Genomic DNA, 22067 nt, shown 5'->3' with positions numbered 1-22067 from the left:
CGGCGACGGTGGGGCCGGGTGGCGCTCCGGCGGCCGGCCGCTACCGTCACGGTCGTGAGCGCACCCGACTGGCTGGCCGACACCAGGACGTCCTACGACACCGTGGCGGAGAGCTACACCGACTTCACCCGCGAGTCGTTGGCGAAGCTGCCGCTGATGCGCGGTGCCCTGGCGATGTTCGCCGAGGCGGCCCGCGAGGTCGGCGGCCCGGTGGCCGACGTGGGCTGCGGTCCCGGGCACATCACCGCCCACCTGCGCGGGCTGGGGCTGGACGCGTTCGGCATCGACCTCTCGCCCCGGATGGTGGAGATCGCCCGCCGCGACCACCCCGGCGCTCGGTTCGAGGTCGGTTCGATGACCGACCTGCCCCTGGCCGACGGCTCGGTGGGCGGCGTGCTGGCGTTCTACTCGGTCATCCACGTCCCCGACGCCGAGGTCCCGGCGGTGTTCGCGCACTTCCACCGCGTGCTGCGGCCCGGCGGCGTGGTCCTGCTCGGCTTCCACGTCGGCGACCGCGACCACCTCAAGACCGAGGGGTACGGCGGCCACCCGATGTCGCTGCACGTGCACCGCCGCCCGGTGGAGCGGGTCGCCGGCTGGCTGCGCGACGCGGGGTTCGCCCTCGCGGCACAGGTCCTGCTCGACCCGGACGACGAGGTGCCGGGCGGGATGCTCGTCGCCCGCACCCCGGCCTGATCGGAGGTCGGCGTGCCCGAGCTGATCGCGCCCACCACCCGCCTGCACGCCGCCTGGCTGGCCGCGCGGGACGACTGGGGTCCCGGCGTCCACGAGGACGGCTTCGGGCTGCGGCCCGACGACGAGGTCGACTCGCCGGAGGGGTTCGCCGCCTGGGTGGCCCGGCTGACCGCCGAGCCGGGGTCGGTGTGCCGGTGGATCGTGGAGGACGGGCAGGTGCTCGGCGGGATCGCGCTGCGCCACGGACCCGAGGACTACGTGCGCGTGTTCGGCCACATCGGCTACGGCATCCGCCCGTCCGCGCGCCGCCGCGGGCTGGCCACGTGGGCGTTGGGGCGCATGGTGGCCGAGGCGCACGACCTGGAGCAGGTGCTGGTGGTCTGCGAGGACGGCAACACCGCGTCGATGAAGGCGATCGAGCGCAACGGCGGCGTGTTCGACGGCATGTACGGCACCCTGCGGCGGTACTTGATCAAAACCCGGTAGCCGGTCCGCCGATGCGCCTCGGCGCTCGACTTCGGACACCCCGGGCCGAGGTCGGTGGCCGGCCAAGGACCGCACGCCCCGCCTCGGCGCGGACCGGTGGTCAGCCGTGGCCGCGGGTACACCTTGGCGCAGGTCTTCGAGCCGGCGTTCGACGCGGGCGGCGTCGTCGGTGCGGTGCTGTGCGCCAAGCTGACCTTCTCCAGCAAGCGGACTTCCGGCACAGCCACCCCCGCATCCACCCGGTGGTGCTGCGAAGGAGGTGCGCTTGTTCACGTCACGGGCACGATCCGCGCGGACCGCAGCTCCCCGTCCTCGATGTCGAGCAGGCCGATCGTGCCGTGCGGTTGCCGGCGCCGGTCGGTGGGCGAGCCCGGGTTGAACACGCGCACGCCGTCACCGGTGACGTCCATGGGGATGTGGGAGTGGCCGAACACCACCAGGTCCGCGCCGGGGAACCGGCGGCGCATCCGCGCGGTGCGGCCGGTCGCCTGGCCGCTGTCGTGGATCATCGCCACGCGCAGCCCGGCGAGGTCGAGCTCGACGGTCTCCGGCGCGCCCCACGCGACCACGTCCGGCCCGTCGTTGTTGCCGCACACGGCGGTCACCGGCGCGTACTGCGCCAGTTCGTCCAGCACGGACGCCACGCAGACGTCACCCGCGTGCAGGATGACGTCCGCGTGGCGCAGGTGTTCCGCCACCGCCGGGGGACACGACTTCCACCGCCGCGGCGCGTGGGTGTCGGACAGCACTGCTACCCGCATGGTGCGGAACCCGCCGTTCGCGCGCTCAGGTCAGGGCCGGGCCGGAGTCGCCGGTTCCGGACAGCTCCTTGAGGAACTCGTGGCACTGCCTGGCGCGCGCCGAGTCCTCCTCCATCACGCGGCGGAAGAAGTCGGCGATCTCCTGCTTGCCCGCGTTCTCCGCGTCCCGGACGTACTGGCCGTAGTCGTGGCCCGCCTTGAGCGCGTGGTACTGCACGGAGATCAGGTCGTAGCTGACGTCGTCGAAGCCGGTCTCCCCGGTGGCCATGGGCCCCTCCTCGGTTGGTCGGTCGGTCGCCTGTGCCATACCCGGCAGCCGCGCCGCCAACCACCCGGACGTGGTTGCTCTGAGTGGCAGGGGTCCCGGGTTGCTTGTAGCGTTCGACGCGGGTTGAGACGACAGCCTTGGACTGGCGCGAGCTGGGCTCGCCGGCTGGAGGAACCCATGAGAATCGCGGTCGTCTCGGCGCACGCGAACCCGTTGCCCGTGCTCGGCGATGCCGAGGAGGGCGGTCAGGACGTCCAGGTCGCCGACCTGGCGGCGGCCCTGGCCGCGGCGGGGCACGACGTGGTGGTGCACACGCGGCGTGACTCCCCCCGCACCCCCGAGGTGGTGCGCGCCCGGCCCGGTTACGACGTGGTGCACGTTCCGGCGGGGCCGCCGAGCCCTGTTCACCCGGACGAGTTGCTCCCGCACCTGGACGAGTTCACCCGGTCCCTGCGCGCGCAGTGGCGCGCCGACCGGCCCGACGTCGTGCACGCCCACTACTGGACGTCCGGGGTGGCGTCGGTGCTGGCCGCCAACGGGCTGGACGTGCCGGTGGTGCAGACGTTCCACTCGTTGGGCGCGGTGGCGCAGCAGGCCGGTGACGAGGGCGTGCCGGAGGCGCGGCTGTCCACCGAACGCCTGATCGGGCGCGAGGCGTGCCGGGTCGTGGCGCAGTCGACGGAGGAGAAGGCGCAGCTGGTCGGCCTGGGCGTGGCGCGGGCCCGGGTCGCGGTCGTGCCGCCGGGGGTGGACGTCGGCCGGTTCAAGCCGGAGGGCCCGACCCTCAACCGCCCGCTCCCGCACCGCATGGTCTCGCCCGCGGCCGGCGCGGACGACGTGATCACGGCGCTGCGGTCGGTGTGGGACACGGAGCTGGTGGTCGTGGGCGGTCGGGCGGAGGACGTGCGCCGGCTGCGCGAGCACGCGCGGGCCTCGGGCGTCGGCGACCGGGTCCGCCTGGTCGGCCGCGTGCCGCGGGTGGCGATGCCGGCGCTGCTGAGGTCGTCCGACGTGGTGGTGTGCGGCGGGGCGGACGGCTCCGTCACGCCGTTGGAGGCGATGGCGTGCGGCGTGCCGGTGGTGGCCGCGACGGTCGGCGGCGCGACGGACACGGTCGTGGACGGCGTCACGGGGCTCCTGGTGCCGCCGGAGGACCCGCGCACCCTGGCCCGGGTGCTGCGTCCCCTGCTGGCCGACGAAGCCCGCCGTGACGCTTACGGCATCGCCGCCGCGGACCGCGTCGAGGCGAGGTACAGCACCACCCGCATCGCGACCGAGACCGTCCGGGTGTACGTGCAGGCGACCGGCCTGCCGGAGACGGTGGAGGCATCGGCGCACGAGGTGTGACCGCACGGTTCGCGGGACCGCCCGGTCGCCGCACGAGGTCGCGTCCCGAGGTGCCCGGTCAGGTCGTCCGGTAGGTGCGGAGGCGGTCGGTCAGGTCGTCGGGGGTGCCGTAGGCGCGCAAGCGGATCGGGCGGGGGTCGCCCGGGTGGTCGCCGCGCCGGAGCGCGGCCACGTAGCCGGCCACCTCCCAGGCCGGCGGCAGCACGTCGTCGCCCCGGTAGGCGATCACCACCGGCGGCTCGCCGGGTGCGGGGCGCACGGCGGCGGCCCAGCCGTACTCCTCGTCCCACAGCAGCACGAACTCGCGGTTCGGGAACGTGGGCAGCGCGCCGGTCACCGGCACGTACGCCGTCGCCGGCGGGCCGGGGTCGGCGTGCCAGCGGCCCGCCGACCCCAGCTCTACCGCCACGGCCCGCACGTACCGGTGCAGGCCGCTCGTCGGCGTGTCCTCGGAACCGTGGTCCACCGCGCTCAGGTCACCGTCCGCCGCGCGGGACGGCCCAGGGCGAAGCCGAGCGCGATCATGCCGACGGCCAGCAGCAGGTGCAGCCAGTTGTCGGCGGTGTTCACCGGCACGAAGTTCGCCGCGCTGTCGTGGTCGATGAGCAAGCCGTACAGCCACAGCACCAGGTAGACGACGCCGCCCGCGACGAGGTACAGGAACGCGTTGCGCGCGGTCTTCGCCATCACCAGGCCGGCGACGCCGAAGGCCAGGTGCACGATGTTGTGCAGGATGGACACGGCGAACACGCCGAGGAGCTTGGCCTGCGACTCGTGCCCGGCGAACTGCAGCGTGTCGTAGTCGGTGGTGATCCCGGGGATGAACCCGGCGATCCCGACCAACAGGAACACCGCTCCCACGACCGTCGCGGCCCGTTGGACCGGGGTGCGTGCCGTTGCTGTGTCGGGTCTGGACATGTCGACTCCAGTCGCCTCGAAGAACCCTCTTCGGTTGGGCATCGACTACCCCGCGTGGGTGAGGGCAAACGACTCCTCACCTCGGCGGTTCGAACCGGGCCAGCCAGGTGGTGAGGATCCGCTCCAGCAGCCGGGCGTCCTCGGGGTCGAGGGCGTCGAGCAGCTGCCGCTCGTTGGCCATGTGCTCGGCGAACGCCCGGTCGATCACGCGCCTGCCCGCCTCGGTCAGCGCGACCACGCGCCGCCGGCCGTCCTCCTGCCCCGGCCGGCGCGTCACCAGGCCGTCGCGCTCCAGCCGGTCGATGCGCTTGCTGATCGCGCCCGTGGTCACCATCGTGTGCTGCGCCAGCTCCCCCGGCGCGCGTTCGTAGGGCGCACCCGCCCGGCGCAGCGCCGCGAGCACGTCGAACTCCCCCTCCCCCAGCCCGTGCCGCCGGTAGACCACGGCCAACTGCTCGGTGAGCACGGCGGCGAGCCGGTGCAGCCTGCCGATGACGCCCTGGGGCGTGACGTCGACGTCCGGTCGTTCGCGGGCCCACTCGGCCTGGATGCGGGCCACGCGGTCGGGTTCCATGACGCCGCAGCATAGCTTCCACGGAAGCTACAATGTCTTCCGTGGAAACTATCCGGTGGGGCCTGGTCACCGCGATCGCCCCGGTCGCGTGGGGTTCGACCTACTACGTGACGCACCACTTCCTGCCCGCCGGGCACCCGCTCTGGGGCGCGGCCCTGCGCGCCCTCCCCGCCGGGGCGCTGCTGCTCCTGCTGTGCCGCACCCGCCCGCGCGGCCGGTGGTGGTGGCGGTCGCTCGTGCTGGGCACGTTGAACATGGGCGCGTTCTTCGCGCTCGTCTACCTCGCCGCGCAACTGCTGCCGACCAGCCTGGCCGCGACGATCATGGCCACGTCACCGGTCGCGATGATCGCCCTGGCCTGGCCCCTGCTCGGCCAGCGGCCACGCGGCCGGGCGGTGCTGGGCGCGCTGACCGGCATCGCCGGCGTGGTGCTCATGCTCGCCTCGGGCGTGACCGCCGTCGACCCGCTCGGGGTGGCGGTGTCGGTCGCCGCGATGGCGATGTCGGCGTTCGGGCACGTCCTCACGCAGCGCTGGGGCGCGGGCGCGGACGTGCTGTCGGTGACGGCGTGGCAGCTCGTCGCGGGCGGCGGGGTGCTCGTCGTGGCGGCGTTCGCGGTCGAGGGCGCTCCCCCACCGCTCACCGGGGTCGGCCTGGCCGGCTTCGCGTTCGTGTCGGTGGTGGCCACCGCGGTCGCGTTCGTCGCCTGGTTCACCGGCCTGCGCCACCTCGACGCGGGCGCGGTCGGCCTGATCGGCCTGCTCAACCCCGTCACGGGAGTCCTGCTGGGACTGGTGCTGGCGGGCGAGTCGCTGGCCGCGCACCAGGTGCTCGGCCTGGTGCTGGTCCTGTCGGGCGTGCTGCTCGGCCGGCCCACCCGACCGAGGACACCGCCGCCCCCGACCCGCGCCCCGGACCGCGACCGCTGCGCCGTGATCTGATTCGCGCGGTACCTCGTGCCCGGCCGCACGGCGCCTCGGGGATGATCGTCGGCGCCACGACGGGTTCGGTCGTGTGGTCGAGGGGCCACGCGGCGCAGGGGGAGGGCAGGACTGTGCGTTACGGGCGTTCCGACGACGAGTGGGACCGGTTGGTCGAGGCGGGCAGGGCTTTCCTGGTCGAGCAGGCGGCCTTGCGGCGCACCACCTCGTACACCGAGCTGAACGCGGTGCTGGCGCGCCGCACGGGGGTGAAGGGCTTCGACTTCGACCAGGGGCCCGAGCGGGCCGCGCTCGGCGAGCTGCTCGGGCAGATCGCGGACGACTCCTTCGCGGAGACCGGCGGTCTGCTCATCAGCGCGTTGGTCCAGTACGTCGACACCAACGACGCCGGTCCGGGCTTCTACGCCCTGGCCAGGGCCAAGGGACTCCCCGTTCCGACCAACGCCGGCGACCGCCAGTTGTTCTGGGCGGGCCACGTCGGAGCACTGCACCGCCACTACGCCCGGCCGGCCCGAAGCCACCGTCGAGCCGTGACGCCGTGAGCAACGGCTGAGGCCGGGTCGACCTCGGCGCGCACCGGATCCACGGCACGGACGGCAACCCGATCACCGAGCTGGTCGAGGACCTGGGCATCCCGTACAGCCACGTGGGCGGGGACAGCGCGTACACCGGCGGCTTTGACAGCCTGGACCTGTTCGGCGCGGACCACCGGCCGGCCGGGCACCGGCGCGAGAGCCGCACCCGGGAACTGGCCGACGACGTGCCGCACGAGGTGGAGCACCGGGCCGAGGCCGCGCGCAAGGGGCACCTGCCGGACCTACCGCTGGGCGACGCCGCCCGCGAGGCCCTCGCCGACCGCCGGTTCGCGCCCGAGGACGAGCAGGCGACCACGTCCGTGACCGCGCTGGGCTACGCGACCCTGCCCACCGCGCGGCGGGGTGACACCGGATCGGCCGTGACGGGGCCCGCGCGTCCCGGCGGCGTCGGCGCGGGCCCCGCGTCACCTCAGCAGTAGCCGTTCACGGGGCCGCTGAGCCCGGTCCACATGAACGCGTCGGTCACCCACGTGCCGTCCGACAGCCGGTTCCACAGGCTCGTGGTGCCCCACCGCCCGGTGTGCGAGGTGCCGTTGGCGGAACAGGACACGGTGACCGTGGCCCCGTCGGCGACGCTGCCCGCCAGGGCGTAACCCGTGCCGGGTCCGGTGCGCTTGTTGACGGTGCCGCCGCCGTTGGCGTCGATCACGCCCTGGGTGAAGCCGAGCGCGCCGTAGTTGTAGACGGAACCGCCGGCGTACACGCGGGTGCTGCCGTGCAGCGCCGAACCCTGGTAGGCCGACGCGCCGTTCTGCGGCACCCACTTGCCGACGTTGTGCTCGGCGATGCCGACGTAGGCGTTGTTCTGGCGCAACCCGAAGTGCACGTGCCGGCCGGACGCCGACCCGCCGCACGTCACGTCCGTGCCGGTGTTGCCGAGGAACGTGCCCTGGCTGACGGCGGCGCCGTTGACGGCGATGTTGTTCCACAGGTGGTAGTAGTCGGTGGCGTAGCCCCGGTCGTGGATGACGCGGATCCAGCCCGTGCACATCGTGTACGCGGTGCCGGCGCGGGCGGCGAGCACGCGCTGGTCGCCGCCCGCGAGGTCGACGGAGCTCCACGGCGCGGCGGCGCCGGACCAGCCGTGCGGCCCGCCCGGCATCCCCCACGTCTGCCCGACGGCGAACGGCAGCGCCATGCCGGTGCGCAGGTCGCCTCCGGCGGTGGTCGACACCTGGCGGCCGTCCTGCCGGACGAGAAGGGCGCGCTCGCCCTCGTCGACGACCGGGGCGCGGCCGGCCAGCTCGGCGAACCGGGGTTCGCCCTCCAGCGCCACGCTCCACCCGCCGTCGGCGCGGTGGGCGACGAACAGCCAGCCGTCGGGGAACTCCGGCGAACCGGGCCGGGTGGTCAGCACCGCGGTGCCGAACGCCCAGTCGCCGTTCCGCCGTGCCGGTGTCACCACGGTGGAGCGGTCCGCGGCGACCACCCCGGCCGCGCGGTGGTGGATCTCGGCCACCACGGCCGAGGTGAGGTCGCCCGACGCGGGCGCGGCGGTGGCCGGGGCCGCGACGATCGCGGTGGAGAGCACGGCGGCGAGGGTCGCCGCGGCTCGGGGTCGAACGGTCATGACGCCTCCGCAGGGAAGAGGTGCAAGACCACCAGTATCGCGATCTTCGTCGGTAAATCACCCTCTAGATGGGCGATAAGCGGACCATTCACGTACCGTCGGGCCGGTCCGCGGCCGGTGGCCGGGCGACCAGCGACCACAGGTAGCTCAACGGCTCGCCGTCAGGCTCGTCGCGTTCGGCGAACTCGCCGATCACCGCGTGCACCCGGGCGGTCAGCTCCGCCTGCGAGGCCGCGCCCAGCCGCAGCACGCCCCGGGCGCTCTCCCGGCCGGCGTCCGGGCCCGCCTCCAGCACCTCGGCCCGGTGCGCGGCGAGCACCGCCAGGTCGACTCGCTGCGCCAGGCCCTCGCCCCCGACGTCGACCAGGCCGAGCCGCCACGTTCGGCCGGTCGCCCGGTACGGGCGCTCCAGCGCGCCGCGCGTGCCGCTGCGCACCGGGTCGGCGGCCAGGAAGTCGTGGCGCACCAACGCCCGCACGTGCCGCAGCACGGTCGCGGGCGCGACGCCGAGCCGGTCCGACAGCTCCTTGTTCGTCAGCGCCCGGTCCCAGCACAACCGCAGGATGCGCCAGCGCAACGGGTGCGCGAGCGCCTTCAACTCCTCGACCGTCGCGTCACGGGCGGGGTGATCGGGTGGGGCCGGCACGCGGGAGAGGCTAGCCCACACCGCCTTGCCGCGCCCGCCAGTGATTTGATTGACTGCAACCGATTGCACTTCACGAAATCACTCAGGGGGGCGACGGGGTGGGCTGGACCGACTTCGAGTGGTTGGCCGGGGCGGAACCGAGCCCCGGCGGAGAGACCGTGGTGTACCTCGGCGACGCCTCCGGCCGTCGACAGCCGTGGGTGCTGACGCCGGGCGGAACCCCGCGGCACGTGGAGGTGCCGGGGTCGGTGGGCCGGTGCGTGTGGCGGCCGGACGGCGCGCGCCTGCTGGTGCTCACCGACCTCGACGGCGGCGAGGACCACCGGCTGGCCGAGGTGGACCCCGGGACCGGGGACGTGCGGTGGCTGGTCGCCGAGGAGGGCGTGCGGTGCGAGATCGGCACGCCCTACGGCAGCGACGGCCGGCCCTACAGCCCGGACTCCACGCTCCTGGCCTACGCGAGCAACGCCCGTGATCGCGAGGTGTTCGACGTGCGGGTGCGCGACCTGCGCACCGGCGCCGAGCGGATCGTGCTGCGCGGCGACGACCGCTACCTGCCGATCGGCTTCTCCCCCGACGGAGCGCTGCTGCTCGTGCTGCGGCTGCACCAGAACACCGAGCAGGACCTGTTCGCGTGCGACCTCGCCACCGGCGACGTCCGGCTGCTCACGCCGCACGACGGCCCGGCGAAGCACCACCCGGTCGCGTGGTTGCCCGACTCGTCCGGCGTGTACCTGTGCACGACCCGGGGCCGTGACTTCCTCGGCCTGGCCGCGCTGTCCCTGGACGGCCGGCTGACGTGGATCGACACCCCGGAGGCCGACGTGGAGGGCGCCGCGCTGAGCCCGGACGGCACGCGGCTCGCGTGGGGCGTCAACGAAGGCGGCTACACCCGGCTGCGGTGGACGGACGTCGACGGCGGCACGCCGCGCGACGTCACCGCGCTGCCCCGCGGCGTCGCGGTCACCGAGTTCGGGCTCGACGGCTACGCCCCGCGGTTCACCGCGGCGGGCGAGCTGCTGGTGCAGCTCGGCCGGCCGGACGCGGCGACCGACCTGTACCTGGTGGACCTGGACCGTGACGCGGCCCGGCGGCTCACCGACTGCGGGGCCCGGCTGCCGGTCCCGGTCGTGCCACCGACCGTCGTCCACGCGACCAGCGCCGACGGCGAAACCGTGCCCTGCCTGCTGTACCGGCCGCCGTCGGCGGGCGCGGACCGGAAGGCGCCGGTGGTGGTGACCGTCCACGGTGGACCGGAGTTCCAGGCGAAGCCGCTGTACGACCCCTTGGTGCAGGCCCTGCTGGCGCACGGGATCGGTGTGCTCGCGCCCAACGTGCGCGGCTCGTCCGGGTACGGGTGGCGCTACCAGCGGCTGATCTACCGCGACTGGGGCGGTGGCGACCTGGCCGACCTGGAGGCGTCGGTCCGGCTGCTCGACGAGGTGCCGTGGGCCGACACGGCCCGGTTGGGCGTGCACGGCGCGTCGTACGGCGGGTTCGCCGCGCTGACGTGCCTGACCCGGTTGCCGCACCGGTGGCGGGCCGGGGTGAGCGAGTGCGGGCCCTCGGACCTGCTCAGCGACATCCGGACGTTCCCGCCGACCTGGCGCAGGCGGGCCGTCGACTGGATCGGCGACCCCGACGACCCGGCCGACGTGGCCGTCCTCACCGAGCGCAGCCCGCTCGCGAACGCGCACCGGCTCACCGCGCCGGTGCTGATCCTGCACGGCGAGAACGACACCAGGGTGGACCCGGCGGAGTCCGAGCGGATGTACCGCAGGCTGCGCGAGCTGGGCAAACCGGCCCGGCTCGTGCTGCACCCCGGCGTCGGGCACGACTGGACCCGGGCCGGGCTCGCCGAGACGATCGACCTGATCGTGTCCTGGTTCGCCGACCACCTCCGCCGACAACCGGACAGCGTCCCCACAGGCGACGCACAGGAACCGGGGTCATCGTGGACGGCATGACGCCCATCCACGACCGCGGTCTCGCCTTCGACCTGGCCACGCTGACCCGCCGGCGGGCCCTCGCGCTGGTCGGCGGCGCGGGGCTCGCCTCACTGGCCGCGTGCGGCACCGGGACCACCGCTTCCACCACCACTGGCTCGGGTTCGAATTCGGCCTCGCCCTCCGCCTCCGCCCGATGCGGGGCCGTGATCCCACCGGAGACCGCGGGCCCCTACCCCGGCGACGGGTCCAACGGCCCGAACGTGCTCACCCGGTCGGGCATCGTGCGCGGCGACATCCGCACCAGCTTCGGCACGGGCTCGCGCACCGCCGAGGGCGTGCCGCTGCGCATCGAGCTCACCGTGCTGGACGCCGGGTCGGGCTGCGCGCCGTACGCGGGCGCGGCGGTGTACCTGTGGCACTGCGACATGGACGGCAAGTACTCGCTGTACTCGGAGGGCGTCACGGGGGAGAACTACCTGCGCGGCGTGCAGGAGGCCGACGCGTCCGGGCGGCTCGCCTTCACCAGCGTCTTCCCCGCCGCGTATTCAGGCCGGTGGCCGCACGTCCACTTCGAGATCTACCCGAGCCTGGCCGAGGCGACCCGGGCCGGCACGAAGATCACCACGTCCCAGCTCGCCCTGCCGGAACAGGTCTGCGAGACCGTCTACGGCACCGCCGGGTACGTGCAGAGCGTGCGCAACATGGGCCGGACCTCCCTGGAGGACGACACCGTGTTCCGCGACGGCCACGACGAACAACTGGCCGACGTCACCGGCGACGTCACCACCGGCTACACCGCCGCGCTCATCGTCAGGGTGTGAGGGGCCGGGCTACAACTGCCGGAGGTAGTCCTCGCACAGCCGCTCGTACTCCCTGAGCCGAGCGTGGTCCTCCGCCGTGGAGTAGTACGCCCCTCGGGACGGGCGGGGCCGGGGCGGCAGGGGGTCGACGAGTTCGTACGGCGCCCACTCGGCGTGCCGCCGCTGTCGGCGCGCGATGGCCCGGAGCTCTTCCAGCAGCTCGGTCTTCGACGGGTTGGAGCGGAGGAAGCGGACGCGGAACGGGCGGACCAACGCGTCGAGGGCGGGCACCGTCAGCGCCTCGGGGTCCTCGGGGATGCGCACGTGCTTCTCGGTCTCGTACTCGACCCGGGACGCGGCCGCCGCCTTGACCGCCGCGATCAGCTTGTCCGCGAAACCACCCGGCTCGGCGTCGAACGCCTGCTCGGCAGCCGCCATGTCACCTTCGGCCACGGTCTCCGCGGCGACCTCGGCGAGGTTGCGGGCGTACTCGTTGCGGGTCCACGCGCGGTCGTAGCTCACGCCGACAGTGTGCCGGGCGCCGCCGCGGATCAGGGTGTGAGGGTCAGCAGCAGGTGCAGGCCGACCAGCAGGCCGCACGTCACCGCGTGCACCACCGGGTTCTGGGCGAGCAGCGCGGCGAACTCGCGCAGGAACGCGCTGGGCAGGAAGTACCACGCCGTGGGCGCGCCGATGATCTGCATGCGCAGCCGCAGCCGGCGGGCCAGCACGGCGGCGCGGAAGACGTGGAAGTTGTTGGTCACCGCGACCGCGCGGCCGGTCCAGCCGCGTTCGGCCAGCAGGCGCGCGCTGTACTGGAGGTTCTGCGCGGTGGTGGTGGCGCGGTCCTCCAGGACGATCACCTCGTCCGGCACGTCGCGACGCACCAGGTAGTCGCGCATCGCCTCCGCCTCGGACACCGCTTCGTCCGACCCCTGGCCGCCCGAGACGACGAGCAGCGGCGTGCGGCCGGCGGCGACCTCCCGCCGGTACAGGTGCAGCCCGCGGTCCAGGCGCGACGCCAGCAGCGGCGGCACGCGGTCGCCGATCAGGCCCGCGCCGAGCACCACCACCGCGTCGAAACCGGTGCGGCGGCCGAGGCTGCCGTACACGATCGAGTACAGCAGCAGGCTGACGAACAGGAACGCGACGTAGGCCGCGACGATCAGCAGCGACCCGATCACCGCGTCCACCGCCGGTCCGGTGTAGGCGGTGGCGAAGCCGAACGCCAGCACGACGCCGAAGATGGCGAGCCCGGCGAGCAGCGACAGCAGGTTCGCCAGGCGGAACCCCTCGCGGCGCAGCATCAGCACGCCGTTGGCGATCAACGCGATCGGCAGCACGAACCCCAGTCCGAGCAGCACGACCACGACCGCGTACCCGAAGAGCGCGGCGGACAGCCCGCCCCGCACCGAGGCCCGGAACGCCAGCCACAGCACCAGGAACACCAGCGTCACGCCCAGCCACACGGCGTTGGCGAGCCGCCGCCGGTCGCGGATCACGCCGACCACGAGGAACAACGCGGTCACCAGCGCCGCGATCCCGAAGATCATGCGGGTCAATCTAGGCGGGTGGCCGGGCCGGCACCGAACGGCGTCCGCCCTGGGACGCCGACACCGGTCTCAGACGAAGTCGTCCTCGTCCGGGAGCTCGGCGTCCCGCTCCGACGCCGCCCGGTCCGGCAGCACGGTGGCGAGGTAGGAGCGCAGCGCCGCGGTGGTGCCCACGTCGCGGCCCGCGTTCTCGGACAGGAACCAGCGGTGCACCAGCACCTCGTGGAACAGCTCCGCCGGCGCGAGCACGCCCAGCAGGTCCGGCGGCACGGCGGCCACGACCGGGTCGTAGACCTCGTTGCGCCACAGGTGGCCCGCGGTCGTCTCGGGCACGGGAGCGCCGTCGCGCTGCTCCAGGTAGGCGCGGAACGAGCGCAGGTCGTTGAGCAGCCGCCGGGCTTGGCCCTCCTGCACCTCCAGGCCGGTGAGCTTGAACAGCTCGCGGCGGCTCTGGCCGATCTCGGCCACCCGGATGTCGACCCGAAGCCGCGCGCCGCTCTCGGAGGTGACCAGCTCGACCTCGCCGACGTCGAAGCCGAGGTCGTTGAGCCGGCGCAGCCGCTCGGCCACCCGGTAGCGCTGCTCGTCGAGCCGGAAGAACTCCTCGCGGGTCACCTCGTCCCACAGCGCCGCGTACCGCCGCGGCACGCTGTCGGCCACCTCGACCGGGTCGATGTCGGCCGGCAGCAGGCCGCCCGCCTCCAGGTCCATCAGCTCGCCGCCGATGCGCTCCCGGGCCAGGTCGACGTCGTAGGTGCGCTGCCCGTCGGACAGCTGCGGGTGGCGCTCGACGGTCTCCGCGTCGACCAGGTACGCGGCCAGGCTGCCCGCGTCGAGCCGGAACAGCGTGTTCGACAGCGAGCAGTCGCCCCAGAACGTGCCGGACAGGTGCAGCCGCACGAGCAGTTCGACCAGGGTGTCCACCAGGCGGTCGGCGGAGTGCTCGCCGCGCGGGGTGGAGAACAGGTAGCGGTAGGACATCGAGTGCTCGAGGTAGCGGGTGACCAGGATGGCCTGCTGGTCGTCCGGCCGGTCGACGCACAGCCCGAGCACGGACACCGACGGCATGCCCTCGCGCTCCAGCTCGCCCAGCACCGCGTACTCGTGCCGGGCCAGCGACTCGGCGATCTCCTTGAGCGCGTACACGCGGCCCTCACTGGCCACGAACCGCACGACGTGCCGCGAGATGCCCCGCTGCGGCACGGTCAGCAGCAGCTTCTCGTCCCACTCCTCCAACGGCTGGGACCACGGCAGGGCGAGCAGTCCACCGGCCTCGGTGGCGGGTGGGCGGAACAGGAATCGCATGTGCTCCCCGTGGCTGGTGCGCGGACGACGCCGAAGCTACCCCGTCGCGGCGTCGTCCAGCCACGGGATGTGGCCTGGTCGTCACGATCAAGAAGGCGCGGTCCGCGGCCGACCCCCCGGGTGCGGCCGCGGACCGCGGGACACGGGTCAGGCGTTCTCCAGGCGCTCGATCCGCTCGAGCACCGGCTGGAGCTCCTGGCGGACGACGGCGGCGATCAGGGCGGACGGGTCGGCTTGTGCGGCCGTGGCCGCCTGAAGGTGCGCGAGGCCGCTCAACGCCGCCACCGCGGTCTGCCGCGTGGCGCGCGGCTCGACGCCCAGACCGCGCAGCACCTCCCCCGCCACGCCGTCGGGCTCCGCGACCAGGCCGATCAGCAGGTGCTCGCAACCGACGTGGTTGTGGCCGAGCGTGAGCGCCTCGGTGACGGCCAGCTCCAGCGCGACGGCCGCCGCCTGCCCGTACGCGACGGGCGCGTCGGAGCCGGACCGCTCGGGCAGCCTGATCCGCGCGGGGTCGACGTCCATCGCCCGCAGCACCCGCAGCGCGAGGTTGCCGCCCTCCGCCAGCACGCCGGCCAGCAGGTGCTCGGTGTCCACCGTCGCCGAACCGTCCTCGCGGGCGCGGTCGGCGGCCAGCCGCAGCGCGGCGCGCACCCGGTCGGTGAACCTCGACTGGCGCGCCGCCACCTCCTCCGACGCCGGATCGTCGAACCGGATCGCCCGGATCGTGCCGAGCCGCCGCACGGCCTGCTCCAGCGCGCGCTGGCACACGGCCGACACCGGCACACCGGCCTCCTTGACCTGCTCGGCCAGGTCGTCGGGCAGGTACACGTTGATCTTCGGCATGAGACACATCCCCCCTCGACAACGTCGACTAACCCCATGTATACCCCCTTAAGGGGTTATGAGCATAGGTGATGCAGGTCACACCCAAGTGGTGCAACGTGGCGCGTCCTCCCAAGGGTTTCCCGACCGCAACGCGACACCGACGAGCGGCAGAAGGGGGCGACGTGCCGGCCGACTACGACCAGTTCGTCACCGATCGACTTGATCGACTACTGCGGTACGCCACCGCGCTGACCTGCGACAAGCACCTCGCCCAGGACATCGTCCAGGACGTGCTGCTGCGCGCGCGGCAGAAGTGGGCTCGGATCGGGGCGGTGGACGTGCCCTACCTCTACGTCAAGCGGATGGTGACCAACGAGTACCTGTCGTGGCGCCGGCGCCGGGCGGCGCGGGACGTCTCCGCCACCCACGTCGCGCTCGACGACGTGGCGCCCGCGGTCGCCGACCCGGCCATCCACCACGCCGAGCGCGACGCCATGCGGGTCCGGATCGCCGTGCTGCCGCGCAAGCAGCGCGCCGCGCTGGTGCTGCGCTACTACGAGGACAGCACCGACGCCGAGATCGCCGAAATCCTGGGCTGCGCGGAAGGCACCGTGCGCAGCCACATCTCCCGCGCGCTGCACACGCTGCGGGTCAACGAGAACACGCCTTCGGAGGTGCTGCGATGACCGACACCCGGCAGGAAGCCCTCATCCGCGAGGCGATCGCGGCGGAGGCGGACCAGGCCGTCGACCACCGGACCGTGCTGGCGAACCTGCACGGCAAGCGCTCGCGCCGGCGGCCGATCGCGCTGTTCGCCGCGGCCACGCTGACCGCCGCGGCGGTGGCCGTCGCGGTGATCGTGCCGCTGGCCGTGGACCGCGACGCGACGCCGGCCGGCGTCGACCCGGCCGCGCCGCCCGCCACCCCGACCGCGCAGACCGTGCTGCTGATCGGCCTGGACGGCGCGGCGCACACCGACTCCGTCGTGCTGGCGAGGGTCGGCGTGGACGGCGCGGTCAGCGCGGCGTCGCTGCCCCGGGACGCGGTGGTCGACATCCCCGGTGTCGGCGAGGGCAAGCTGAACTCGGTCTACGCGCAGGCCCACGACACCGCGGAGGCCGAGGGCCGGGACGGCGCCGCGGCCGGCGTGGACGCGCTCAAGCGGACCGTCGAGGCGCTGACCGGCGTGGCGGTCGACCACTACGCGGCGGTCGAGATGGACGCGTTCAGCGCGCTGTCCGAGGCCGTCGGCGGGGTCCCGGTGTGCCTGAAGCGCCGGGTCAAGGACGAGCTCTCCGGCGTCGACCTGCCCACCGGGCCGCAGACGCTGTCCGGCGCGCAGGCCCTGGCGTTCCTGCGGCAGCGCCACGGGCTCCCCAACGGCGACCTGGACCGGATCGTGCGGCAGCAGGTGTTCCTGCACGCCCTGGCGGCCAAGGTCCTCAATGGCGACCCGGCGACGCTGCCCGAGCTGGCCCGGGTGGCGGCGACCCACCTGCGCGTCGACCCGGGCTGGAACCTGGCGGAGTTCGCCGCGCGGCTCACCCCGACCGTGCGGACCGCGATCATCCCGCTCGGCGAGCCGGTCACCACGGAACAGGGCCAAGGTCTCCCGGTCGACCCGGCGGCGGTGCGGGCGTTCCTGGCGGGGTTCTTCGCCGACGGCGCCACCGGCACGCCCACCGGCGGGTTCACCATCCCGCTCCCGGCCACGGAGACGCAGAAACCGGGCAGGCAGCCGTCCGAGCGCGACTGCGTGAACTAGCTACAGCGGCAGAGGATCGGTGATCTGCAGGCCGGCGTCCACGCTCGCCACCAGGAGTTCCGCCTGGTGGGGTGAGTGGACGCCGGCCCAGCTGCGCAGCGGGCCGAGGAAGTCGACCAGGTCGCGCTGGGCGGCGCGCAGCATGGCGGGCAACGCGCTCCTGGGCACGTCGACGTGCGGTCCGCCGCGCCCCTCGCCCACCCACACCCGGATCAGGTCCTCGGTGACGCGCTCGACCCACGGCGAGGGCGGGTGGCCGAGGACGACCGGCGCGCCGTGCAGCGCGTCCAGCCACGTGCGCCACTCGAACAGGTCGCTGCCGCCGGGTTCGGCGCGCACGCCGTCGCCGCCGTCGAGCAGCAGTCCGCCGCGCCCGTACAGGACGTCGAACCCGATCAGCTCGTGCACGGCCGCCGCCGCGGTCCGCGCGTCCTTGCCGCCGCTGTCCAGGTACAGCGTGCACAGCACGGCGCCGACGTCGTCCGGGCCCGCCGCGCCGTCGAGGTGCAGCCAGCCGCCGTCGCCGCGGGACACCGGCCACAGGTCGAAGTTCTCCGGCGCGTACCTGGTGATGACTGGCGAGAACCGGGCCACGTTCCCGAGGCTAGTGGCGCAGCGCCCCGGCGGCAGGGGCCGCCGGGGCGATCGTGGTTCTCCAACTGCCGGTAGGGCTGGCCCTACCCCTGGTCGGCCCGCCACACCTGGTACTCGCGCATCCCGTAGAGCAACGGCAGGTGACCGTGCTCCTGCGCGACCTGGACAGCCTGGCCGAACACCACCGTGTGGTCGCCGACGGCCTCCGTCCGGCTGACCGCGCAGTCGGCCACCGCGTGCGCGTCCCGCACCAGGTGGGGGCCGCCCGCGTGCGGCGGCAGGCCCCACGGGACCAGGTCGAAGCGGTCGGGCGCGCCGGAGGCGAACAGCTCCGCCACGGGCCGGGCGTCGCCGTGCAGGAAGTTCACCGCGAACGCGCCGCGGGCCAGCACGGCGTCCAGCGTGGGGCTGCCGTTGCGCAGGCACACCAGCAGCGTCGGCGGCGACAGCGTGACGCTGCACACCGACGAGACCGTCATGCCGCGCGGCGAGCCGTCGTCGCCGGTCGTGGTGATCACCGCGACACCGGTCGGGAAGTGCGACATCAGGGTGCGGAACTCCGCGATCTCGATCGCGGGCAGCGACTGCGTCATGGCGTGCTCCCGGGCAACTCGGGGACCGGCACGGGCTTCGGGGCGCGGGTGCGCTCGATGAGGGACAGCAGCGGGCCGGTCATGCCGGTGGTCACCAGCGCCATCACCACCAGCGCCAGGAACAGCTGCACGGACAGCAGCCCGGCGCTGTACCCGGCTTGCAGCACCACGATCTCGGTCAGGCCGCGGGTGTTCACCAGCACGCCGACCGTCACCGACGTGCGCCGGTCCTGGCCGGCCAGCCGCCCGCCGAGGTAGCCGCCGCCGACCTTGCCGAGCACGGCGAGGCCGATCGCGAGGGCGATGGCGGTCCACGGCACGGCGCCGCGCGGCGCGGTGGCCACGCCCATGCCCGCCACCACGAAGAACACCGGCACCAGCAGCCGGCCGAACACCATGACCGGGCGCACGGCCGCAGACCACGCGCCGCCGGGGACCGCGAGGCCCACCACGAACGCGCCGAACACGGCGGTCAGGCCCCAGTGCTCGAACTGGAACGCCGCCAGCAGCGCCAGCGCGGCGATGGCGGCGCCGGTGGCGCGGGGGAACCGCTCGGCGACCGACAGCGGGACCCGGCCGCGCAGCAGGATGCGCCCGACGGCGGTCGTCGTGACGCCGAGGGCGATCAGGACCAGGGACACCACGATGCCGCCGGAGATGCCGACGGCGACCACGAGCAGCACCCACGCCGCCGAGTCGGTGACCACGGCGGCGGCCATGGAGAGCCGGCCCGCCGGGCTGTCCACCATGCCGCGGTCCTCCAGCACGCGAGCCAGCACGGGCACGGCGGTGACGCTCAGCGCGACCGCGACCATCAGCACCAGGGCGGGCACCGGCGCGTCGCCGCGCACGTCCGGGTCGGCCACCCAGACCACCCACGCGGCCATCACCAGGCCGGTCAGCAGGGCGGGCAGGAACGAGCCGGCGGTCACCCAGCCGATCGCGCGGGCGCCCAGGCCGGAGCCGCCGTGCCGCAGGTCGTAGGCCACGCCGACCAGGAACAGCACCAGGCCGACCTCGCCGATCACCTTCAGCGGGCTCACCACGTCGGTGGGCAGCACCGCGGTGAGGGCCGGCGCCCCGCCGACCGCGAGCACGGCGGGCACGACCAGGATGCCCGCCAGGATCTCGCCGATGACCTCGGGCTGGCGGGCGGCGCGCGCCGCGAGCCGACCCAGGTGCGCCGCGACCAGCACGACCGCCAGGACGGCGACCACGTGCCCCGCGCGCAACAGGACGTCGGTCATGGTCTGGCCCCCGTCCGCCCGAGGATGTCGTGCCTGGTCATCGACAGCGCGCGGCTGCCCGCGAAGTTGGGGATGCGCAGGTGCACGGCCAGATCCCTTCTCGAGCGGTGGCGGTTCTCAGTTCTCGGGTTGGTGCCCGACGAGGTTGAAGAAGACGTCGTCGAGGGTCGGGCGGCGCAGCGCGAAGTCCGCGACGTCCACCCCCGCGTCCCGGAGGGCGACGGCGGCGGCGGCGATGCCGTCCATGCCGTCGCGCAGTTGCAGCTTCACCAGGCCCTTGGCCGGGTCGGTGGTCGGTTCGTCCACGGCCAGCGGCGCGAGCACGCCCACCGCGGCGGGCACCCGGTCGGGCAGCGCGACGGCCACCTCCAGCCACTCCTGGCCGACCTTGCGCTTGAGCTCGTCCGGCGTGCCGTCGGCGATCACCTGACCGGCCGCGATGACCACGATCTGGTCGGCCAGGTAGTCGGCCTCCTCCAGGTACTGGGTGGTCAGCAGCACGGTCATGCCGTCGGCGACCAGGCCGCGCACGGTGTTCCACAGCGACTGCCTGCTGGCCGGGTCCAGCCCGGTGGTCGGCTCGTCCAGGAACAGCACCTGCGGGTGGCCGACCAGGCAGCTGGCCAGGTCGAGCCGGCGGCGCATGCCGCCCGAGTAGGTGCCCACCGGCCGGTCGCCCGCGTCGACGAGGTCGAAGCGCTCCAGCAGCTCCTGGGCGCGGCGACGCGCGCCCGCGCCGCCCAGGTGCAGCAGCCTGCCCAGCAGCACCAGGTTCTCCCGGCCGGTCAGCAGCTCGTCCACGGCCGCGTTCTGCCCGGCCAGGCCGATCCGGCGGCGCACCTCGCGCGGCTGCGCGACCACGTCGAACCCGGCGACCCTGGCCTGCCCGCCGTCCGGCACGAGCAGCGTGGCCAGGGCGCGGACCGCGGTGGTCTTGCCCGCGCCGTTGGGGCCGAGCAGCCCGAGCACCGAACCCGTGCGGACGGACAGGTCGACGCCGCGCAGCGCCTCGGTCCTGTCGTAGGTCTTGCGCAGTCCGGTGACTTCGATCGCGAGGTCCATCAGCTCGCCCTGCTCTCACCGGCGGCGGACTCGCGCAGGCTGCGGGGGCGCATGTCGGTCCAGTTGTCCTCCACGTAGGACAGGGCGGCCTCGCGCGTCGACTCCTCGAGCGCGACGGCCCACCCCGTGGGGACCTCGGCGAACGAGGGCCACAGGCAGTGCTGGCCCTCGTCGTTCACCAGCACGAGGAACCTGCCGTCCTGGTCGTCGAAGGGGTTCGTCATTCGGTTCTCCGTACCCTCGGGCGGATGGGGGACCCCAGTTGCTCCATGCTTTCGGCCCGCGCTGACCGGGCGCTGACGGATCGGTGATGCCGTGACGACTTCAGCCGATCCCCGGTGCTACTGCGTGAGGTTCACGCCGGCGACAGCCGCACGGGCAGGCTGCTGTAGCCGTGGACGAAGTTGGAGTACAGGCGGGTGGGCGGTCCCTCGACGTGGATCTCCGACACCAGGTCGCGCAGGCCCTCCAGCACCGACGACACGTGCGCGCGGCCCAGGTAGGCGCCGAGGCAGAAGTGCGGCCCGAACCCGAACGCGATGTGCCGGTTGGGCGTGCGGCCCAGGTCGAACCGCGCCGGGTCGGCGAACACGTCCTCGTCGAAGTTCGCCGAGCTGTTCCACAGGGTGACCACGTCACCGTCGCGGATGAGCTGCCCGCCCAGCTCCACGTCGGCCGCGGCGCGGCGGCCGAAGTGCATCGCGGGCGTGGTCCAGCGCAGGACCTCCTCGGTCGCGGAGGCGATGGACACGTCGCCGTCCTTGAGCGCCCGCCACTGCCCGGTGTTCTCGGCGAGCGCCAGGATCGCGCCGATGGACGACATCCGGCTCGACTCGTCCGCGCCCAGGATCAGGCTGTAGGAGTTGAACACCACCTCGTCCTCGGGCAGCGGTCGTCCGTCCACCAGGCCGTTGGCCAGCGCGCTGAGCACGTCGTCGCCGGGGTTGCGGCGGCGCTGGTCGGCCAGCTCGGTGAAGTAGAGCAGGATCTCGTTGCGGGCCAGCCACTCGTCGAGCTGGCTGTCCTCGGAGCTGATCCGGCTGAGCGTGCGGTTGTTCCAGTCGACGAGCTTCGGCCGGTCCGCGGCGGGCACGTCCATCAGGTCGCCGATGGTGTTGATCGGGATGTGGTCGGCCACGTCGGTGGCGAAGTCGCACGACCCGCGCTCGATCACCTCCGCCAGCAGCGCCCGGGTGCGCGCCTTCACCTGCTCGGCCACGGACTCCAGGAACCGCGGCGAGAACGACTTGAGCATCAGGTTGCGCACCGCGCGGTGGTGCTCGCCGTCGGTGACGGCGAGCATCTTGCCCGACGCGGAGTCGTGGCCCTGCAACAACGTGGTGAGCACGTTGCCGCGCTCGGAGGTGAAGTTCTTGTTGTCCTTGTAGGCGGTGACGCAGTCGGCGTGGCGGGTCACCACCCAGAAGCCGGGGTTGTCGCCGCGCGGCTCGTTCCAGTGCACCGGGCTCTCGGCGCGCAGCCGGCGCCACAGCTCGGGCAGGTCGACGTCCAGGAACGTCTGCGGGTCGGCGAGGTCGAGGGTGGCCGGATCGGCGATCATCACGCGG

General features: G+C 73.8%; 27 protein-coding genes. 10 read left to right on the top strand and 17 right to left on the bottom strand.

The annotated features are described in order from the left end of the window. Positions 1–54: 54 nt before the first annotated feature. The gene (locus tag ACIQMJ_RS28070; protein ID WP_499763998.1) at positions 55–696 is read left to right on the top strand and encodes a class I SAM-dependent methyltransferase; all 642 of its coding nucleotides are present in this window, start codon (positions 55–57) and stop codon (positions 694–696) included. Positions 697–708: 12 nt separating this feature from the next. Next, complete coding sequence (locus ACIQMJ_RS28065; protein WP_499763997.1) at positions 709–1182, top strand: GNAT family N-acetyltransferase; 474 nt, start codon at positions 709–711, stop codon at positions 1180–1182. 269 nt (positions 1183–1451) lie between these two features. Here the strand turns inward: ACIQMJ_RS28065 and ACIQMJ_RS28060 are convergent, their stop codons facing one another. Both ACIQMJ_RS28060 and ACIQMJ_RS28055 read right to left on the bottom strand, forming a co-directional pair. Beyond that, entirely contained in the window at positions 1452–1943 is a 492-nt protein-coding gene (locus tag ACIQMJ_RS28060) for a metallophosphoesterase family protein (RefSeq protein ID WP_499763996.1), read from the bottom strand. 25 nt (positions 1944–1968) lie between these two features. Beyond that, complete coding sequence (locus ACIQMJ_RS28055; protein ID WP_499763995.1) at positions 1969–2211, bottom strand: acyl carrier protein; 243 nt, start codon at positions 2209–2211, stop codon at positions 1969–1971. 177 nt (positions 2212–2388) lie between these two features. Between ACIQMJ_RS28055 and ACIQMJ_RS28050 the strand changes: the two genes are divergently transcribed. After that, complete coding sequence (locus tag ACIQMJ_RS28050; RefSeq protein ID WP_499763994.1) at positions 2389–3558, top strand: glycosyltransferase; 1170 nt, start codon at positions 2389–2391, stop codon at positions 3556–3558. 58 nt (positions 3559–3616) lie between these two features. On the opposite strand, the gene ACIQMJ_RS28045 is transcribed toward ACIQMJ_RS28050, so the two are convergent. From ACIQMJ_RS28045 to ACIQMJ_RS28035, 3 genes are all read right to left on the bottom strand, one after another. Then, the gene (locus tag ACIQMJ_RS28045; protein ID WP_499763993.1) at positions 3617–4024 is read right to left on the bottom strand and encodes a DUF6292 family protein; all 408 of its coding nucleotides are present in this window, start codon (positions 4022–4024) and stop codon (positions 3617–3619) included. Between the two features lie 5 nt (positions 4025–4029). Next, the gene (locus tag ACIQMJ_RS28040) at positions 4030–4476 is read right to left on the bottom strand and encodes a DUF4383 domain-containing protein (RefSeq protein WP_499763992.1); all 447 of its coding nucleotides are present in this window, start codon (positions 4474–4476) and stop codon (positions 4030–4032) included. A 76-nt stretch (positions 4477–4552) separates the two neighbouring features. Continuing rightward, a complete protein-coding gene (locus tag ACIQMJ_RS28035) occupies positions 4553–5050 on the bottom strand; it encodes a MarR family winged helix-turn-helix transcriptional regulator (RefSeq protein ID WP_499763991.1) in 498 nt (165 codons plus the stop codon). Positions 5051–5091: 41 nt separating this feature from the next. Between ACIQMJ_RS28035 and ACIQMJ_RS28030 the strand changes: the two genes are divergently transcribed. The 3 genes from ACIQMJ_RS28030 (at position 5092) to ACIQMJ_RS28020 (ending at position 7006) form a co-directional block, all read left to right on the top strand. Then, positions 5092–5991 carry a DMT family transporter gene (locus tag ACIQMJ_RS28030; RefSeq protein ID WP_499763990.1) on the top strand — a complete coding sequence of 300 codons (900 nt, stop codon included), beginning with the start codon at positions 5092–5094 and terminating at the stop codon, positions 5989–5991. Positions 5992–6104: 113 nt separating this feature from the next. Beyond that, positions 6105–6533 carry a hypothetical protein gene (locus tag ACIQMJ_RS28025; protein ID WP_499763989.1) on the top strand — a complete coding sequence of 143 codons (429 nt, stop codon included), beginning with the start codon at positions 6105–6107 and terminating at the stop codon, positions 6531–6533. 104 nt (positions 6534–6637) lie between these two features. Then, positions 6638–7006, top strand: coding sequence for a hypothetical protein (locus ACIQMJ_RS28020; RefSeq protein ID WP_499763988.1), 369 nt, complete (start codon positions 6638–6640; stop codon positions 7004–7006). Here ACIQMJ_RS28020 and ACIQMJ_RS28015 read toward each other — a convergent pair. Together ACIQMJ_RS28015 and ACIQMJ_RS28010 are read right to left on the bottom strand one after the other, a co-directional pair. Beyond that, positions 6997–8157 carry a M23 family metallopeptidase gene (locus ACIQMJ_RS28015; protein ID WP_499763987.1) on the bottom strand — a complete coding sequence of 387 codons (1161 nt, stop codon included), beginning with the start codon at positions 8155–8157 and terminating at the stop codon, positions 6997–6999. The genes ACIQMJ_RS28020 and ACIQMJ_RS28015 overlap by 10 nt on opposite strands. An 88-nt stretch (positions 8158–8245) precedes the next feature. After that, a complete protein-coding gene (locus ACIQMJ_RS28010) occupies positions 8246–8803 on the bottom strand; it encodes an ArsR/SmtB family transcription factor (RefSeq protein WP_499763986.1) in 558 nt (185 codons plus the stop codon). Between the two features lie 98 nt (positions 8804–8901). On the opposite strand from ACIQMJ_RS28010, the gene ACIQMJ_RS28005 reads away from it, so the two are divergent. Then, positions 8902–10770 carry a S9 family peptidase gene (locus tag ACIQMJ_RS28005; RefSeq protein WP_499763985.1) on the top strand — a complete coding sequence of 623 codons (1869 nt, stop codon included), beginning with the start codon at positions 8902–8904 and terminating at the stop codon, positions 10768–10770. Continuing rightward, a complete protein-coding gene (locus tag ACIQMJ_RS28000) occupies positions 10767–11573 on the top strand; it encodes an intradiol ring-cleavage dioxygenase (RefSeq protein WP_499763984.1) in 807 nt (268 codons plus the stop codon). Before ACIQMJ_RS28005 ends, ACIQMJ_RS28000 begins: the two co-directional genes overlap by 4 nt. Before the next feature lie 9 nt (positions 11574–11582). Here ACIQMJ_RS28000 and ACIQMJ_RS27995 read toward each other — a convergent pair whose 3' ends face one another. The 4 genes from ACIQMJ_RS27995 to ACIQMJ_RS27980 form a co-directional block, all read right to left on the bottom strand. After that, on the bottom strand, positions 11583–12074 hold the full coding sequence (locus ACIQMJ_RS27995) for a hypothetical protein (protein WP_499763983.1): 492 nt from the start codon (positions 12072–12074) through the stop codon (positions 11583–11585). 29 nt (positions 12075–12103) lie between these two features. Beyond that, entirely contained in the window at positions 12104–13105 is a 1002-nt protein-coding gene (locus tag ACIQMJ_RS27990; protein WP_499763982.1) for a YdcF family protein, read from the bottom strand. A 69-nt stretch (positions 13106–13174) separates the two neighbouring features. Then, positions 13175–14410: a DUF4032 domain-containing protein gene (locus ACIQMJ_RS27985; protein WP_499763981.1), complete on the bottom strand. Its 1236-nt coding sequence runs from the start codon at positions 14408–14410 to the stop codon at positions 13175–13177. Positions 14411–14557: 147 nt separating this feature from the next. Next, positions 14558–15256 carry a type II toxin-antitoxin system CcdA family antitoxin gene (locus tag ACIQMJ_RS27980; RefSeq protein WP_499763980.1) on the bottom strand — a complete coding sequence of 233 codons (699 nt, stop codon included), beginning with the start codon at positions 15254–15256 and terminating at the stop codon, positions 14558–14560. 164 nt (positions 15257–15420) lie between these two features. Between ACIQMJ_RS27980 and ACIQMJ_RS27975 the strand changes: the two genes are divergently transcribed. Next, a complete protein-coding gene (locus ACIQMJ_RS27975) occupies positions 15421–15924 on the top strand; it encodes a SigE family RNA polymerase sigma factor (RefSeq protein ID WP_499763979.1) in 504 nt (167 codons plus the stop codon). Beyond that, positions 15921–17003, top strand: coding sequence for an LCP family protein (locus tag ACIQMJ_RS27970; RefSeq protein ID WP_499763978.1), 1083 nt, complete (start codon positions 15921–15923; stop codon positions 17001–17003). The genes ACIQMJ_RS27975 and ACIQMJ_RS27970 overlap by 4 nt, the downstream gene beginning before the upstream one ends. Here ACIQMJ_RS27970 and ACIQMJ_RS27965 read toward each other — a convergent pair whose 3' ends face one another. From ACIQMJ_RS27965 to ACIQMJ_RS27940, 6 genes are all read right to left on the bottom strand, one after another. Further along, positions 17004–17597 (bottom strand): hypothetical protein, encoded by a 594-nt coding sequence (locus ACIQMJ_RS27965; RefSeq protein WP_499763977.1) that lies wholly within the window; start codon positions 17595–17597, stop codon positions 17004–17006. 83 nt (positions 17598–17680) lie between these two features. Beyond that, positions 17681–18190: a flavin reductase family protein gene (locus tag ACIQMJ_RS27960; RefSeq protein WP_499763976.1), complete on the bottom strand. Its 510-nt coding sequence runs from the start codon at positions 18188–18190 to the stop codon at positions 17681–17683. Next, positions 18187–19437, bottom strand: a complete 1251-nt coding sequence (locus ACIQMJ_RS27955; protein WP_499763975.1) for a cation:proton antiporter — start codon at positions 19435–19437, stop codon at positions 18187–18189. The genes ACIQMJ_RS27960 and ACIQMJ_RS27955 overlap by 4 nt, the downstream gene beginning before the upstream one ends. 117 nt (positions 19438–19554) lie before the next feature. Then, complete coding sequence (locus tag ACIQMJ_RS27950) at positions 19555–20499, bottom strand: ATP-binding cassette domain-containing protein (protein WP_499763974.1); 945 nt, start codon at positions 20497–20499, stop codon at positions 19555–19557. Then, positions 20499–20723: an MbtH family protein gene (locus ACIQMJ_RS27945; RefSeq protein WP_499763973.1), complete on the bottom strand. Its 225-nt coding sequence runs from the start codon at positions 20721–20723 to the stop codon at positions 20499–20501. The genes ACIQMJ_RS27950 and ACIQMJ_RS27945 overlap by 1 nt, the downstream gene beginning before the upstream one ends. 131 nt (positions 20724–20854) lie before the next feature. Continuing rightward, positions 20855–22060 (bottom strand): cytochrome P450, encoded by a 1206-nt coding sequence (locus tag ACIQMJ_RS27940; RefSeq protein WP_499763972.1) that lies wholly within the window; start codon positions 22058–22060, stop codon positions 20855–20857. Between the last annotated feature and the right edge of the window lie 7 nt (positions 22061–22067).

This window comes from Actinosynnema sp. NPDC091369 (genome assembly GCF_044757065.1).
GTDB lineage: Bacteria > Actinomycetota > Actinomycetes > Mycobacteriales > Pseudonocardiaceae > Actinosynnema.
This window is presented reverse-complemented; position numbering and strand designations above follow the sequence as displayed.

What these genes read in the sequence shown, in the direction of transcription:
- ACIQMJ_RS27950 (WP_499763974.1), bottom strand. Translation starts at nt 20,499, where the DNA reads ATGGACCTCGCGATCGAAGTCACCGGACTGCGCAAGACCTACGACAGG.
- ACIQMJ_RS27980 (WP_499763980.1), bottom strand. Translation starts at nt 15,256, where the DNA reads ATGCCGAAGATCAACGTGTACCTGCCCGACGACCTGGCCGAGCAGGTC.
- ACIQMJ_RS28050 (WP_499763994.1), top strand. Translation starts at nt 2,389, where the DNA reads ATGAGAATCGCGGTCGTCTCGGCGCACGCGAACCCGTTGCCCGTGCTC.
- ACIQMJ_RS27985 (WP_499763981.1), bottom strand. Translation starts at nt 14,410, where the DNA reads ATGCGATTCCTGTTCCGCCCACCCGCCACCGAGGCCGGTGGACTGCTC.
- ACIQMJ_RS27960 (WP_499763976.1), bottom strand. Translation starts at nt 18,190, where the DNA reads ATGACGCAGTCGCTGCCCGCGATCGAGATCGCGGAGTTCCGCACCCTG.
- ACIQMJ_RS28035 (WP_499763991.1), bottom strand. Translation starts at nt 5,050, where the DNA reads ATGGAACCCGACCGCGTGGCCCGCATCCAGGCCGAGTGGGCCCGCGAA.
- ACIQMJ_RS27955 (WP_499763975.1), bottom strand. Translation starts at nt 19,437, where the DNA reads ATGACCGACGTCCTGTTGCGCGCGGGGCACGTGGTCGCCGTCCTGGCG.
- ACIQMJ_RS28055 (WP_499763995.1), bottom strand. Translation starts at nt 2,211, where the DNA reads ATGGCCACCGGGGAGACCGGCTTCGACGACGTCAGCTACGACCTGATC.
- ACIQMJ_RS27940 (WP_499763972.1), bottom strand. Translation starts at nt 22,060, where the DNA reads ATGATCGCCGATCCGGCCACCCTCGACCTCGCCGACCCGCAGACGTTC.
- ACIQMJ_RS27990 (WP_499763982.1), bottom strand. Translation starts at nt 13,105, where the DNA reads ATGATCTTCGGGATCGCGGCGCTGGTGACCGCGTTGTTCCTCGTGGTC.
- ACIQMJ_RS28040 (WP_499763992.1), bottom strand. Translation starts at nt 4,476, where the DNA reads ATGTCCAGACCCGACACAGCAACGGCACGCACCCCGGTCCAACGGGCC.
- ACIQMJ_RS28060 (WP_499763996.1), bottom strand. Translation starts at nt 1,943, where the DNA reads ATGCGGGTAGCAGTGCTGTCCGACACCCACGCGCCGCGGCGGTGGAAG.
- ACIQMJ_RS28000 (WP_499763984.1), top strand. Translation starts at nt 10,767, where the DNA reads ATGACGCCCATCCACGACCGCGGTCTCGCCTTCGACCTGGCCACGCTG.
- ACIQMJ_RS27945 (WP_499763973.1), bottom strand. Translation starts at nt 20,723, where the DNA reads ATGACGAACCCCTTCGACGACCAGGACGGCAGGTTCCTCGTGCTGGTG.
- ACIQMJ_RS28015 (WP_499763987.1), bottom strand. Translation starts at nt 8,157, where the DNA reads ATGACCGTTCGACCCCGAGCCGCGGCGACCCTCGCCGCCGTGCTCTCC.
- ACIQMJ_RS27970 (WP_499763978.1), top strand. Translation starts at nt 15,921, where the DNA reads ATGACCGACACCCGGCAGGAAGCCCTCATCCGCGAGGCGATCGCGGCG.